This window comes from Elizabethkingia bruuniana (assembly GCF_002024805.1).
GTDB lineage: Bacteria > Bacteroidota > Bacteroidia > Flavobacteriales > Weeksellaceae > Elizabethkingia > Elizabethkingia bruuniana.
Genome location: NZ_CP014337.1, coordinates 2,321,031 through 2,335,677, shown reverse-complemented (window position 1 = coordinate 2,335,677; position 14,647 = coordinate 2,321,031). Strand labels below are relative to the sequence as shown.

At 34.8% G+C, this 14,647-nt stretch carries 12 protein-coding genes and 1 pseudogene; 11 read left to right on the top strand and 2 right to left on the bottom strand.

The genetic code is table 11. The features are described from left to right. Positions 1-84: 84 nt before the first annotated feature. The 10 genes and pseudogenes from AYC65_RS10895 (at position 85) to AYC65_RS10845 (ending at position 12,326) form a co-directional block, all read left to right on the top strand. Entirely contained in the window at positions 85-1,005 is a 921-nt protein-coding gene (locus tag AYC65_RS10895) for a PfkB family carbohydrate kinase (RefSeq protein WP_034871013.1), read from the top strand. A 42-nt stretch (positions 1,006-1,047) separates the two neighbouring features. After that, on the top strand, positions 1,048-2,889 hold the full coding sequence (locus tag AYC65_RS10890) for a peptidylprolyl isomerase (protein ID WP_034871012.1): 1,842 nt from the start codon (positions 1,048-1,050) through the stop codon (positions 2,887-2,889). 65 nt (positions 2,890-2,954) lie between these two features. Beyond that, on the top strand, positions 2,955-4,328 hold the full coding sequence (locus AYC65_RS10885) for a peptidylprolyl isomerase (RefSeq protein ID WP_034871011.1): 1,374 nt from the start codon (positions 2,955-2,957) through the stop codon (positions 4,326-4,328). Positions 4,329-4,485: 157 nt separating this feature from the next. Then, positions 4,486-5,418 carry an NAD(P)H-dependent flavin oxidoreductase gene (locus AYC65_RS10880; RefSeq protein WP_172953176.1) on the top strand — a complete coding sequence of 311 codons (933 nt, stop codon included), beginning with the start codon at positions 4,486-4,488 and terminating at the stop codon, positions 5,416-5,418. A gap of 609 nt (positions 5,419-6,027) precedes the next feature. Continuing rightward, positions 6,028-6,204 (top strand): hypothetical protein, encoded by a 177-nt coding sequence (locus AYC65_RS10870; RefSeq protein ID WP_375600689.1) that lies wholly within the window; start codon positions 6,028-6,030, stop codon positions 6,202-6,204. A gap of 36 nt (positions 6,205-6,240) precedes the next feature. After that, positions 6,241-7,881, top strand: coding sequence for a fibrobacter succinogenes major paralogous domain-containing protein (locus tag AYC65_RS21075; protein ID WP_234300306.1), 1,641 nt, complete (start codon positions 6,241-6,243; stop codon positions 7,879-7,881). A 478-nt stretch (positions 7,882-8,359) separates the two neighbouring features. After that, positions 8,360-8,533, top strand: a complete 174-nt coding sequence (locus AYC65_RS10855; RefSeq protein WP_234300304.1) for a hypothetical protein — start codon at positions 8,360-8,362, stop codon at positions 8,531-8,533. Between the two features lie 66 nt (positions 8,534-8,599). Continuing rightward, positions 8,600-10,270 (top strand): fimbrillin family protein, encoded by a 1,671-nt coding sequence (locus AYC65_RS10850; RefSeq protein ID WP_034871007.1) that lies wholly within the window; start codon positions 8,600-8,602, stop codon positions 10,268-10,270. Positions 10,271-10,624: 354 nt separating this feature from the next. After that, the gene (locus AYC65_RS20935) at positions 10,625-10,801 is read left to right on the top strand and encodes a hypothetical protein (RefSeq protein ID WP_165689183.1); all 177 of its coding nucleotides are present in this window, start codon (positions 10,625-10,627) and stop codon (positions 10,799-10,801) included. Between the two features lie 32 nt (positions 10,802-10,833). Beyond that, positions 10,834-12,326, top strand: a pseudogene (locus tag AYC65_RS10845) (hypothetical protein). An 82-nt stretch (positions 12,327-12,408) separates the two neighbouring features. Here the strand turns inward: AYC65_RS10845 and AYC65_RS10840 are convergent. Both AYC65_RS10840 and AYC65_RS10835 read right to left on the bottom strand, forming a co-directional pair. Beyond that, the gene (locus AYC65_RS10840) at positions 12,409-12,696 is read right to left on the bottom strand and encodes a rhodanese-like domain-containing protein (protein ID WP_034871006.1); all 288 of its coding nucleotides are present in this window, start codon (positions 12,694-12,696) and stop codon (positions 12,409-12,411) included. A gap of 12 nt (positions 12,697-12,708) precedes the next feature. Then, on the bottom strand, positions 12,709-13,512 hold the full coding sequence (locus AYC65_RS10835) for a 5'-nucleotidase, lipoprotein e(P4) family (RefSeq protein WP_034871005.1): 804 nt from the start codon (positions 13,510-13,512) through the stop codon (positions 12,709-12,711). Between the two features lie 85 nt (positions 13,513-13,597). Between AYC65_RS10835 and queG the strand changes: the two genes are divergently transcribed. Then, positions 13,598-14,533, top strand: a complete 936-nt coding sequence (gene queG, locus AYC65_RS10830; RefSeq protein ID WP_034871004.1) for a tRNA epoxyqueuosine(34) reductase QueG — start codon at positions 13,598-13,600, stop codon at positions 14,531-14,533. Positions 14,534-14,647: the final 114 nt, after the last annotated feature.

Here is a 14,647-nt window from a genome sequence, read left to right as displayed (position 1 = left end):
TTTTGCAATTTTATTTATCATTAAAAGATTGCATAAGAGACTTATGAGAAAAAATATTAAAACAAAATTTTAGAATAATAGAAAATGAAACTTCTTTCAGTAGGTACTGTAGCTTTTGATGCTATCGAAACACCATTTGGTAAAACAGATAAAATATTAGGCGGGGCAGCAACTTATATAGGATTGGCGGCTTCTGTTCTTGACACTGATGTACATTTGGTTTCAGTTGTAGGTGGCGACTTTCCTGATGAATATCTGAACATGATGAAGGGGAAAAATATCAATGTAGATGGCGTTGAAGTTGTTGAAGGTGGTAAAACTTTTTTCTGGGCAGGTAAATATCATAATGATCTGAATACCCGTGATACCTTGGCTACTGAGCTAAATGTATTGGAAAATTTCGATCCAAAGATTCCTGAAGGAGGAGCCGATGCGGAGATATTAATGCTTGGAAACCTGCACCCTGCAGTTCAGCTGGCAGTTTTAGAAAGAATGAAAGAGCGTCCGAAGTTAGTTGTTTTAGACACAATGAATTTCTGGATGGATCTTACATGGGATTTGCTAATGGATGTTATTGCTAAAACAGATGTTATTACTATCAATGACGAAGAAGCAAGACAGTTGTCCGGAGAATATTCTTTGGTAAAAGCGGCTAAGAAAATTCATGCTTTAGGTCCTAAATATGTAATCATTAAGAAAGGAGAACACGGAGCACTTCTTTTCGAAGACGGAAAAGTATTTGCTATTCCTGCTTTATTATTAGAAGATGTTTTCGATCCTACAGGAGCCGGAGATACTTTTGCCGGAGGATTTGTAGCACACCTTGCTAAATGTGAGAAGTTTGATTTCGAAAGCATGAAAACAGCTCTTATTGTGGGAAGTGCTTTAGCTTCATTTACAGTAGAAGAATTCGGAACAGAAAAAATACAGACTGTAACCCCTGCAATGCTTAAAGAAAGAATTAAGCAATTTAAAGAACTAACAACGTTTGAAGAACTGGTTTAATCACCGGTTTTTCAGGTTTTATTAAATACTTACATCAGATACATGAAAACTAAATCTTTAATCTCCCTGCTAACTATAGCTGCAGCGCATTTAGGCTTTGCACAAAGCATTGTTATTAATAATGATGCAATGCCTGTTGCAAAATTTTCAAAAGAATATGAAGCGGGACTGAAGAATCAGGGAATAGATCAAACAATTGATTCCTATATTAATTTTAAACTGATTCAGGATTTCTCTAGATCGCTAAAGGCAGATACAACGCAGAACTTCAGGGCTCAGATTGGTACGCGTCTTAACGAGTTAAAGAAAGAAAGTTATTACCCAAAGGAATTAGAAACTAAGTTCCTGAACGATTATATGGCTGCCAGCCAAAAAGAAAAGCAAATTCAGGTTTTCTTTGCTAAAAAAGAAGAGGGTGTAAAGAAAGATTTTCAAAAGATTTATAATGATGTAAGGTTAGGAAAAATGACCATGGATCAGGCGATCCAGACGGAAGCAAAAGGAGATGCTAAGCCTTTGTATATTAAAGCTGGTGTATTGAGCGCTGAACTGGAAGCTGATGTACAAAAACTTTCTATAGGAGGTTATTCAAAATTAATTGATACTCCGGATAATGTAATGTTCGTAAAGGTTGTAGGAGAAAGACCTTCTTTAGGATACCTTATATTTGGAACATTATCATATCCTAATGATGCAAATTCAGAAAAAGCAAAAACCGAAATTTATAAAGCTTTAGCTTCCGGTAAAAAGTTTAATGAGGTTACTGCGGAATTCGGAAGTAATGATAATGAGAAAAAGAATGGTGGTGTTGTAATGGGTTCTCCTGTTTTACCGGAGGAAGCTTATACACAGCTAAAGACTCTTAAAGAGGGTGATTATACAAAAACACCTATTCTTATTGAAAATAAATGGTTTATATTCAATATTTATTCAAAGAGACCTTATCAGATAACTCCGGATACAAAAGAGTTCTTCTTCACGGATATGATGAATTCTCAGTACGGAAATGCTTTTTATGATGCATTTATCGATAAGCTGAAAAAATCTCCGGGCTATAAGGAATCTGGAGCTGCAGGTAAAGCAAAAGCTTCTTATGCAGAATTTAAAAAACTGGTTAATGATAAAGAAGCATTGTATACTTACAATGGTCAACAGTTTACTGTAGGGGATTTTAAAACCCAGATCAAAGACCATACTGCTGATGTCGAAAAAATGGACGATAAGAAGTGGGGACAATTGGTAGATATGATGGGGAGGAATTTCCTAATGAGAGCTTATACCGTTGAATTTGAAAACAGACCTGAAGTTAAAAATCAGCTTGAGGATATTAAAAAGAATCTGTATTCCAATTATTTCTATGCAGAGTATCTGAAAAAAGAAATTTCACTTCATCCAGAATGGACTGCAGATTATTATAACAAGCATAAAGATCAGTTTAAAAAAGAAGCTGCTGCTAAAGGAAGGGTTGTTATACCAGGTAATGAAGCGGACGTTGATAAATTTGTAAAAGCTATAAAGAATCCTGCTGACTGGGAAAAACTACAGGCAGAATACAAAGGGAAGACAAATGATAAAAAACAACCTTTGGCTAACTTCAATGAGGGTGAGATGGTAGAGTCTGCGGAGGTTTTCAAAAAATATAATGTGCCTTTCAAAACAGGTGTTTATACTGCTAAAATAGGAGGAAGAACTCTGGTTATTGCTAATGATGAAATTCTTCCGGCAGGATTTATGACTCAGAAAGAGGCTGAAGAATCAGGTGAGCTTGAAGAACTGGTTACATCTGAGCAGATTAAAAAGATTCTTGCAGATTTAAAATCTAAAGCAAAGATTACAATTGAACCTGGATTTGTATCTGCACTACAAAAGAATTTTAAGAAATAATTATAATAAAAAATAAGGTTTAATTCGGGCAGAATTCTAATTTTGCACCATTATAAAAAATAGATATGACAAAAAACTTTCGTTTTTTCTTTATCCTTAGTTTCCTTGTAACCACTTTTGCAGGTTCACTACTAAAAGCTCAGTTAAAACAGGGACAATTAGTCGATGGTATTGCTGCGGTAATTGGTAATGAGATTGTTTTGGAATCTGATATTGAAGAATACATCAACATGTCCAAGCAACAAGGGTCGCCGGTAGGGGATAAATGTGAAATTATAGAGAGTATTATTCACAATAAACTTTTGCTTTTTCATGCAAAAAAAGATACCCTTATTCAGAACAGAAGTAAAGAATTAAAAGCTGATGCGGATAACAGATTCCAGCAGATGCTTTCCGGTTTCCCTTCTGAAAAAGATATGCTTGCTGCTTATAAATATCGTACAGCATACGAATTTAAAGCAGCTATTGAGAAGATCTCTTCTGAGCAGTATTACCAAGGTGAAAAATATAAATTAATCACAAAAGGTGTGGATATTACACCAAGTGAAGTTTCTGCTTTTTATGATACTTATAAAACTCAGTTACCTCAGGTAAATGATGAAGTTAAGTTAAGCAGAATTATCATGTATCCTAAATTGACAGATGCTCACAAACAGGAGATTATTGATAAGCTAAAGAAAATAAAAGCAGCCATCCAGGGTGGTGAATCTTTCGAAAATCAAGCAAGAATTTATTCTGAAGATCCAGGTTCAGCTTCTAATGGAGGTCTTATTAATAATGTTGCAAAAGGAATGATGGTAAAGCCATTTGAAGCTGCTGCACTAAACCTTCAGGAAGGAGAAATTTCTGATCCTGTAGAAACTGAATATGGTTACCATATTATTCAGCTGATTAAGAAGTCCGGTAAAATATATGATGTAAGACATATTCTTATTGCCAGTACTCCAAATGTAGAAGAAATAAAAGCGGCTAAAAATGAATTGCAGAAAGTTAAGGCACAAATTGTTGATGGTACCATTTCATTTAAAGATGCTGCTTTAAAATATTCTGATGATAAATCTACCAAATTTAATGCTGGTGTAATGACAGGTCAGGATGGTTCTGATAATCTTGAGAAAACAAAAATGGATCCTGTAGATGCTTATCAGATTGCTGGTCTTAATAAAGGTGATATTACTGAGCCTTATGAAATCGAAGAGGGGCAAAGTAAGAAAAAAGCAATTGAGCTGATTCAGATCAACGATATTGTACCTGCTCACACTCTGGATATTACAACAGACTATGAACGTATAAAGTCTATAGCCCTGAACCAGAAAAAAGGAAATATTGTAGACCAGTGGATTAAGTCTAAATTACCAGATACATTTATTTCCATCAATAACAGATATAAAGACTGTAAATTTAAAACAGACTGGAAGAGAGAATCTTTAATGAAATAAAGAGATCAATAAACTAAAATAAAAATCCCTGTAATTCACTACAGGGATTTTTATTTGCATAAATTTCAACAATAAATGTAGGAAGTAAGTAGTCTCTATTTGCTGATTAAATAATCGATTTTCGTATATTGAAAATCGATTCTCACTATTAAATATTATGAACAGAATTAAAGAACTTTTTGATATTAAATATCCTATTATACAAGGCGGAATGATCTGGCATAGCGGCTGGAGATTGGCTTCGGCTGTTTCAAACTGCGGTGGATTGGGTTTGCTTGGTGCGGGAAGTATGTACCCGGATATTCTGAAAGAGAATATTATTAAATGTAAAGCAGCGACAGATAAGCCATTTGGAGTGAATATACCTATGCTCTATCCTAATATGGATGAGATCATTAATATTATTCTGGAAGAAAAAATTAAAATAGTCTTTACATCTGCAGGAAATCCTAAAACCTATACAGAGGTTCTTAAAAAAGAAGGTATAAAAGTGGCACATGTGGTTAGTAGTGTCAAATTTGCATTAAAGTGCCAGGAGGCAGGTGTAGATGCTGTAGTTGCGGAAGGATTTGAGGCTGGTGGGCATAATGGAAGGGAAGAGACGACAACACTCTCACTTATTCCTAATGTCAGAAGACAAGTCGATTTACCTTTAATCGCAGCAGGAGGCATTGCATTGGGGTCTCAGGTTAAGGCGGCTATGTTATTAGGAGCTGAAGGTGTACAGATAGGCTCACGGTTTGCCGCTACAAAGGAAGCTTCCTCACATGACAATTTTAAACAGAAGATTGTGGAGACACAGGAAGGAGGAACGCATTTGACATTAAAAGAACTGGCTCCGGTTAGGCTTATTAAAAATAAGTTTTACAATGATATTGAAAAATTATATGAATCGGGTAGAGATCAGGAGGCTCTTAGGTCTGTTTTAGGGCGCGCAAGAGCCAAAAAAGGAATGTTTGAAGGAGATATGGAAGAAGGGGAATTAGAAATAGGCCAGTCTTCTGCTCTAATCGATAGTATCTTATCAGTAGAAGAAGTGTTTGAAAAACTACTAAAAGAGTTTAGAGAAAGTAGTTGCCCTGAATTATAAAATAATATTGATAATATCTTTTTTTAGATAACTAAAATTATAAAAAGTATCCGATTTAGATAGTTTTTTTTGATTAAGAATTATTGTTCCCTCAATTTATAAGATTGAGGGAAGTTTATTTTATAAAAACAATAGTTGTTATGAATTTAATCTATTGCAATTCCTTACTAAAGCTTCTGTGTTATTTGTTGTGATTATACGTTATGGTATTCATAATAATATAGTTTAAATTTTATTTATTTTGTTTTAGTCTTCTGACAGGGATGAATCGAGGTTGCTATAATGAGACTGTTTAAATTTGTTTAATAATACTACGAAAATTAAATAAAGTTTGGTATGTATTTTGAAAATATGGGTCAACTACTTCAGGAAATAAGAATGTATATTTTTTATTATGTTCTGAATATAAGTTCTTTTTTTATAATTGTTATAAATGAGTAATTTTGCACCCCGAAAATCTAAACTATAAGTTTTCTGTTTTGCAATTACTTGCATTTTAAAAAAGACTGTTTTTTTGAAAAATAATTCCTGATATGCCACACTGATAGGACATTTGTGGTGTATTAGAATAAATACGAATGAAGTTATAAGACATAAATGATAGAAAAAATGAAAGAAAAAATACAAAAAAGTGAATACGTTTCTCCTGATATAAAAGTATTTTTTGTTGAAATGGAACAAGGAATTGCAGCAGGTTCTGCCAAGGTTGTCCCGCCTAATAATGGTGGTGTAGTTCAGGATGAATGGATTCAGGGCGATGATGACAACAGAACTATTGAATGGTAATATTCTGACGACAGCAAAGAAAAAAATGATAGGGAAATGATGAAAAAAAATACAATATTTAGAAGTAGAATGGCATTGCTTTTCTTAGTAATGATAATGGTTTTTTCGTGTAGAAGTAATGATGATATTGTTAGCAGTGGTGATAAACAGGCTACTTTAAAAATTAATTTACAAGGAATAGATTCAGGTATACAAAATCTTTTAGGTAATGGTGCAATGAAGATAGCATCTGTAGGAAATAAAAGTTTTGCAGCATCAACGGAGCAACGTTCTGAAGTTACTTTTAATAAAGATTTTAAACTTATTGCAACGCTTGCACCGGTAGCTTCCTCAATAAGAAATACCGCTCAGGCGACAATTAGTCCCATAGCTGCAGTTGCACCTGCGGGGCCTCAGGAATTAAAAATAGGGACTAAATACAGAGTTATTGTTTATTCGGCAGATGGTACGTGGTTAGGAGTTCGTAATTATATATATGGACAGGATCTACCGGAAGAAGGAAATCATTTTCCTGTAAATGCAGGTGAGACTTTAACTTTTGTTTGCCTTTCAGCTAACAGTGATACGATTAGTCCTGGCTTTACTCCTGCAGGAGGTAGCTATGCTTATAATGATATTCAGGTAAGTAATGCCGATTATGATTTATTGCTTTTCAAAAAGACTATAACAATCGCAGAAGGAACAAACTATTTAGATGTTGTTTTTAAACACGCATTTAGCGAAATTACAACAACTATTAATACTGCAGCTATAGGTAATATTGAAGCTATCAGCGACGGAGCTATAACTTCGAACTATGCTTCCGCGAATGTTAAAATATCAGATTACTTTAATACTGATAATACAGTTAATGCGAATAATATTATATGGAATGGGGCTGCCGGTTCAGCATCTGTTAACTTTACAGGAACTGTTCCAGGCACGGTAGTTAAGGCTACAACTATTCTCCGTAGTCCTGTAACAACAAGTGGAGAAATGATTATTCCTTCTATTACTATTGCAGGGGTTACAAAAACTAATTTTAAAATTAGTGGGCCAAAAGGCTTAAATATAACTCCCGGTGTTCGTTATAACCTTATCCTTACTCTGGCTCCGACGTCCGGACACGATGTAGGTGGAGATATTATCTGGGCTCCGGCTAACCTTATTTATAACAATGGAAACTATGGATTTGCTGCTAATCAATCTGAATTTGGAGACCACTGGTATTTTAATGCAGTTAAACCTTTGGAAACAGCTAAAGATGTTACAGAGTCATATAAATTGCCGGCTGATGTAACCGGGACTAGTGTGTATCGTATTGAAGAAGATCCTTGTACTAAAGTCACTGCTTATGGAGGTGGATGGAGATTGCCAACTCAAAAAGAAGTTGTTGATTCAGCAGGTAAAAATGTATACACTTTCCCGGGATATTATAATGGTGTGAAAGGAATTTTTATCGGAACAGATACACAGCCGGCTCCTGCTGATTATGACAAATATCTGTTCTTACCTTTGGCAGGTTTCGGTAATACATATAATGCTGTTAAAGCTTCTGTAGAAGCAAGATATTGGACAAGTACTGAATTGTCGGCCGAAAATTTTTATGATTTTAGTTTCAATAGTGGAGGTGTAACAATAGGAACAGGGCAGTATTATAAATACGGTGAAAGTATCCGTTGTGTGAAAAGAAAATAATATGTTGATGATGTTGTTGATGATGGCAATGCAGATGATATTGATGCAGATGTAGATGCAGGTGGTGATGAAGTTAAGCTCCTTTGGTCTTTTTTGACTAAAGGAGTTTTTTTATTTAGTGAAAATGAAAAGTAAATTCCTGATAAGTTTTGTTTAAATTTTATTTATAAAATTAATGTTTATTATTTATTTAATATAAAATTATATTTATAAATATTAATTAATGATTATAAAATATGTTTGAATTAATATTTATATAATGTCTTATTTTTTGATTATTTGAAAATATGATATAAATTTGTTATAGATTTTCATCTTTTAATAAGATTTGATTGTTAAGAGTTTATATTCTTGTGGTGAAGGTTATGTTGTTTTGTTGAATAATTCTTAGTGAATTGCTTTTTGTTAGAAATCTTATTGTAAAGATTAAAGACTGTAATGACAACAAATGAATAATAATATAAACAAAGTATTAATGATGAGTAATTTTCAAAAAGAAGAGTATGTTTCACCTGAGATCGAAACATCTCTTGTAGAGGTAGAACAAGGAATAGCTGCTAGTTCAGCTATTGTATTGCCCCCTGATTCAGGAGGAGTAATTCAGGAAAATTGGAATGATGATTCTAATGATGATCGAGGAGTAGAGTGGTAGTCGTTTAGTTATGTCTTGATATGGAATAAAATTACAGATTTTACAAACAAACAATTTTACAAACAAATGAATAATAAAAAAATAACTATTGCTACACTGGCTTTATCACTTTCTATGATGATAATGTCGTGTAGAAGTACAGATAATGCTGTAGATGGAAAGAGCTCTTCTGGAAATTCTTCTTTTTTAGAAGGGACTGCTGCGTTAAAAGTAGGTATAATAGGGGAGGAGTTTGAAACTGGTTCAGACAATTCCTCACCTATGGCTTCTGTAAAAGGGAGTGCTGTTTCAGGAGCTTTAAAAGAACAGACTAAAACAGTTATGGTAGATGATAAGGCTTTGGTGGCTACTTTGACACCTGTAACTCCTTCTCTGTCTACTATAGCTAATGCTTCTTCAGGTTCGATAGCGGCTGCGACACCAATAACGGGGTCGAACATTAAATACAGAATGATTGTATATAACGCTGCTGATGGTTCCAGAATAGGGAGTAAAACTTATACGATAAATGCAGGAGTATCTGTTCCTGATGATGGTAATGATTTGTATTTAGATCATACTGCGGGAAATTATAGCTTTGTAATATTGTCTTATGGCACAAATGTTTTACCGGCTGATGTTCCGGGGAGTCTTGGTACAGCTTCATTGACGGGAATAACTGGTGATTCCGATTTAATGTATTTTAGAAAAGATAACTTAACATTGGTAAGGGGGTCTAACCCTTTGAATGCTGTTCTGCAGCATATGTTTAGCCAGGTTACGGTTAAGTTAGATGCGACGAATGTTTCTCCTGGAAATGGGATTCAGTCTATTACGCCAGCAACAATTAGCAGACATCGTACTGCCAATAATAGTATTAATTTATCTGATGGTACAATTACTTATTCTGCAACGGATATAGGTTCAAGAACTTTGGATTTTACAGGGAATCTAACAACAAGTGCGGTTTGGACAGCTAAGCCTGCGTTAATTGTGAATCCTGGAACGGGTGGAGCTGAAGCTCCTGTGTTGACTTTGACTAATATGACAGTAGGGTCAAAAGTTAAAACCCAAACTATTAATGGTCTGCTGGTAAGGCCTGGAGCTAAGTATAATCTTAATATAACTTTTAAATGTACTTCAGATGCTTTGCCTACATATAATTTTACAATGCAGAATGCTGGTGGTGGTACGCTTAATGGTACTACGATAACTCAGCGTTTTACACCGGATGCCCCAGCTGCAGATGCCGGGTTTACATTTGAAGTTTATAAACTGGATAATTCCTTTAACCTGAGTATTAATGGTCAGAATATTTCTAATAGTGAAGTTCAGTTTGAATATATCTCGCAAGGACAAACTTATCCACAGAATATAAGGTTTAAATCTGACAGGGCATTATGGGGAATATCACCAGGGGTTAGTCAGATTTATAATATGGATGGAACAACTACCGTTCCTAAAACCAGTATTGCGCAAATTATTATTGCAACAGACGGTACAGTGACAATGATGGGGCGTCGGAGTTTGATATTGCCTTTGGAGCCGATTGAAATGTATGATCCAAATACCGGAACACCTTCCGGAACTGGTGCGGCTAGAGCAATATCTATTGCGCAGACGGCAATAATGGTACCGTTCAATAAGGTTACCTGGAATTCCACTTCTACTAATGTTGTAATTGCGAGTATGATAATTCAGAATGCAACTGCGCTTGAGGCTTTTGGTCATGGAAGTAAGATTGTGCCATGTCAATAGGATAAAAGATCATTTTTATAAATATTATAACGGCGGCCAGAATTTCTGGTCGCCGTTTTTAATGTACTGATTAAAATATATTTTTCTTATTAGATATATAGATTCTAAATAATATGATTTTTGTTTTGTTTAGAATAATTCACTTTTATAAGCTAAATAAAAAGTGTAAATTGCATACCTGTTTTTATTTTTATATAAAATATTGATTATCAATTAGTTGCGTTTTAAATTTATTTATGATAACCTAATATTGTTTCAATTGTTTTATTGTAAAGTATTTTTGGTGATTTATTTTACCTTGAAAATCTAAAAATAGAAACCAGATGATGATAATTTACAAACAATAAAGACGAAATGATGAAAAATGATCAAAAACAGGAGTATTCTGCTCCTGTAGTGGAAGTTTTATTTCTTGAAATGGAGCAGGGAGTTGCTGCCGGATCGGCAAAAGTACTTCCTCCTAATAGCGGCGGAGCAGTCCAGGAAGAATGGATACAAGGTGATGATGACAACCGTACTATTGAATGGTAATATCTCTATAAACTAACACAAAAAACAAATAAATGAATTTTAAATTACAGGCTGCGGGCTACTCGCTGCTGGCATTATCCTTTGCTGTAACTTCATGTCGAAGTACCGATAACAGTATTGATGAGAGTGGAATAAATAAATCTGCTTTCAATGTAAAAATCAATTTAAAAGGGATTGAAAATGTTGAAGAGTTACCGGTAATGCAGGCTTCTGCAAATCATAGAGGAATAAATCCGGGAATTGTTCAAAAAGCAATTGTTCCTTTCGACGGAGATACTTTTGTAACTGCAACTCTGACATCTAAATCTTCTATACAGACTCAGGCTGCAACTAAATCCAGAGCAGCAACTGTTGTGCCTAAAGATTTAGCAGATGGGGTAAAGTACAGAGTTATTGTGTATGATAAAAATGGAGCGTATAAAGATTACAAAGAATTTACCTACAAGAAAAATGAGACTGACGGTTTTATTTTAGACGGCGATCAGAATTATACATTTGTTGCATATTCTCTGAATACTAATGCTGGCACACCTAATACAGTAGTGGACAAATCACCATTGAATACAGCTAAAATAGCCGGAATTAGTGGGGACCTAATGTATTTCAAAAAAAATATGACTGTAACAGGTAACAAAGATAATACACTTGATGTTGTATTGAGACATCAGTTCAGTAAGATTACTACTAAACTAGATGCAAGACAGGTGGGAAATATCTCCGTTGTTAATAATGCTGTTCTTACTCCGGCATTTACTTCTGCCGATTTGAACTTTGCAACAGATGCTATAACTTATAATAATTCAATTACAGGCGGGCAAGCGGTTGATTTTCCTGCCCCTCAGAACCAGCCAACAGTAACCAGTAATGAAACTCAGGTTATTGCAAAGACTAATACAACAACTCCGGAAGGTATATTAAATATAGGAACGGTAACACTTGATGGTGTATCCAAAAGTCTAAAGGTTGACAAAGTGAATATTACCCCTGGAGTAAAGTATAATCTAAATCTTAGATTTGGACCTTGCAGACAGGATATCAATCCTAAAGAATTTGCTGTAAAGGATGGAGTTGCTCAGGATTTTTTTCTTTCCCGGCTACAGACTTTGGTTTTGTATTCGATATTTACTCATTGGATAACTCGTTTAATCTTACTATTAATAATGTTCAACTTGCTGTTAATGAAATTCAGTTTCAGGTAGGTAGTACTGCCTATCCTCAGAATATTAAATTTCAAGATGGTGCAGCGTGGCAAAGTGGTAGTGTCCCAGCTATTTATAATATGACAGGTACCAAAGATACCCCTTTGATAAGAGTAGTGATTGGTAAAGACGGTTCCGTCTCTATGTTTGGTAGTAAAGTAAGCAATGGGCCTCTGTTTCCTCTCGTATTAAATGGAAATAGTTTTAATAAAATTACATGGAATACAACAGGATCAAATACTGTTAGAGCTACCCAGCGGATTGAAGGTGCAACCAATATGTCCGGACAGGGAACCGGAAAAAGAATCATTACCTGTACTCCTTAAAACAGAAATAGTATTTTAAATCATAAAAAAACTCCCGGCTTTTATAAGTCAGGAGTTTTTTATTTATTGTTGTATTGATCAATTATTTTACATTGTCCAGAGACTGTTGCATGTCTTCGTAACCACCACCATTGTAAACATTATCAAGTCCCTGAGCTTTGAAGAATTCAGTAGCCTGTCCGGAACGGTTACCAGAGCGACAGAAGAAAATTACATTACCTTCAAGACCTTTTATTTCATCCTGTCTTTCTTCGATTTCTCCTAATGGAATATTGGTAGCCTCGTCAATAGCACCATTCATTTCAAGCTCCATAGGTTCGCGTACATCGATAAGATGATAGTTTCCTGCTTTTAATACGTCTTCAATCATGTTATAAGATTTTTATTGATTAATATTTTGAGTTGTAAAAGAACGCAGGCTTTTCATTTTTACCTGTTCGTTGCTTAATTTTTTATCTGTATTCTTTTTATACATAGAGCTTTCCCAGTCTCCGTACATAGCGTTTGGAAGGATAATGAATTTGCTTCCGAATAATTCAGGATGCTCCAAAACTTTTTCGGATGAAGTTTTACCTTCGTTATTATAATAATACATATCCGAAAAATCGCTTAAGTTATCTCCGAAGAATAAAACAATATTGTATTTTTCAGAAAGCTTTTGTCGTCTGCTTTCCTTGCTTGACTTATCTGTTTTTAAGATAAGGTGATCGTTATCCGCATATGGGAAATTTTTCTTCTGAAGGTTTTCAAGAGTCGGAACTCTTTCTGTTTCACTTCTGTTGGAAACATAGAAAATCTCTACACCATTATTTTTTGTAAAGTTCAGGAAATTTAAAGCTCCTGCAATCGGTTCTGCTTGAGCAAGTCTTGTCCATTTGTTCCAGTCTTCCTGACTGAAGTTCTTTTTGTTTTCAATCTGATAAGCCTGATAAGGAGAGTTGTCCAGTACAGTCTCATCTATATCCAGAACAATAGCTCTTGGCTTTTCCGATGCCTCTTGTGTAATGATTTGTGCTAAGCGAATTTGTGCTAGCTGATAAGCCTGAATAGTTAAGGCTTTATATTCTCCGGCATTTTGCATCCATGCAGTAGCATTAACTAAATCTTTTGTGTCGTGATCTGCTTTTTGAGCAGAGCAGGAAATAAAAGATAAAATTAAACCTCCTGTAAGCAATATTTTCTTCATAATCTAAAATTTCTTTTTCAAAGCTTTGCAAAATTACGAAAACGTAAAATGACAGAAGTATAATTTTCTCAGTATTTTTGCACCTATGAATCTGGCTGAAAAAAATACAGCAATTATAAAACAGAAAGCAAAAGACTTTGGCTTTCTGGCTTGTGGTATTTCCCAAGCTGAGTTTTTGGAAGATGAAGCGCGTTCTCTTGAAAACTGGCTTACAAGAAACCTAAATGGTGAAATGCGTTATATGGAAAATTATTTCGATAAACGTCTGGATCCTCGTTTGCTGGTGGAAGGAAGCAAATCTGTAATTTCGTTTTCATACAATTACTTTCCCCGTAAAGTACTGAATACTGATGATAGCTTTAAAATATCAAAATATGCTTATGGTAAAGATTATCATGAAGTAATTAAAGAAATTCTTGGAGAGTTTGTTGCTGAATTGCAGGAAGAAATAGGAGAGTTTGGATTCAGAGTTTTTGTAGATTCAGCTCCGGTACTGGAAAGAGCCTGGGCAAAAAAATCCGGAATTGGATGGGTCGGAAAAAATGCAAATCTTATTACAAAAGGAGAGGGATCCTTTTATTTTCTGGCAGAGATTATCTGTGAGTTGGAGTTAGTTCCGGATACTCCGGTAACAGATCACTGCGGCAAATGTCGAAAGTGTATTGAAGCCTGTCCTACAGATGCTATATTGGATAATCAGATCATAGATGGTAGCAAATGTATTTCTTATGCAACCATAGAATTGAAGGACGAGATTCCTGAGCATTTTCATGGGAAAATGCAGAACTGGATGTTCGGGTGCGATATCTGCCAGGATGTCTGCCCCTGGAACAGATTCTCAAAACCACATCAACAGCCTCTTTTTGACCCCAATGAATCGCTGCAGAACTTTTCCAAAAAAGAGTGGAAAGAACTTACACAGGAAATTTTTTCTGAAATTTTCAGGAAATCTCCTGTGAAGCGAACAAAATACGCAGGCCTAAAAAGAAACATTGACTTTCTGTCGGATAAAAATCCTTAGAAAATCAATGCTTTTTCTGTTGAACTCTTTTAGGTGCAGTTTTTACTCTGAATTTGAATCTTTTTACTGATTTACCTTTCTTAATCATATTCAGTTGTGGATTTTGGTTTTCCT

Excerpts from the sequence above, each read along its gene's own strand:
- AYC65_RS10870 (WP_375600689.1), top strand. The coding sequence starts at position 6,028 with ATGAAAGAAAAAATACAAAAAAGTGAATACGTTTCTCCTGATATAAAA.
- AYC65_RS10895 (WP_034871013.1), top strand. The coding sequence starts at position 85 with ATGAAACTTCTTTCAGTAGGTACTGTAGCTTTTGATGCTATCGAAACA.
- AYC65_RS10840 (WP_034871006.1), bottom strand. The coding sequence starts at position 12,696 with ATGATTGAAGACGTATTAAAAGCAGGAAACTATCATCTTATCGATGTA.
- AYC65_RS10890 (WP_034871012.1), top strand. The coding sequence starts at position 1,048 with ATGAAAACTAAATCTTTAATCTCCCTGCTAACTATAGCTGCAGCGCAT.
- queG (WP_034871004.1), top strand. The coding sequence starts at position 13,598 with ATGAATCTGGCTGAAAAAAATACAGCAATTATAAAACAGAAAGCAAAA.
- AYC65_RS10850 (WP_034871007.1), top strand. The coding sequence starts at position 8,600 with ATGAATAATAAAAAAATAACTATTGCTACACTGGCTTTATCACTTTCT.
- AYC65_RS10835 (WP_034871005.1), bottom strand. The coding sequence starts at position 13,512 with ATGAAGAAAATATTGCTTACAGGAGGTTTAATTTTATCTTTTATTTCC.
- AYC65_RS21075 (WP_234300306.1), top strand. The coding sequence starts at position 6,241 with ATGATGAAAAAAAATACAATATTTAGAAGTAGAATGGCATTGCTTTTC.
- AYC65_RS10880 (WP_172953176.1), top strand. The coding sequence starts at position 4,486 with ATGAACAGAATTAAAGAACTTTTTGATATTAAATATCCTATTATACAA.
- AYC65_RS10885 (WP_034871011.1), top strand. The coding sequence starts at position 2,955 with ATGACAAAAAACTTTCGTTTTTTCTTTATCCTTAGTTTCCTTGTAACC.
- AYC65_RS20935 (WP_165689183.1), top strand. The coding sequence starts at position 10,625 with ATGATGAAAAATGATCAAAAACAGGAGTATTCTGCTCCTGTAGTGGAA.
- AYC65_RS10855 (WP_234300304.1), top strand. The coding sequence starts at position 8,360 with ATGAGTAATTTTCAAAAAGAAGAGTATGTTTCACCTGAGATCGAAACA.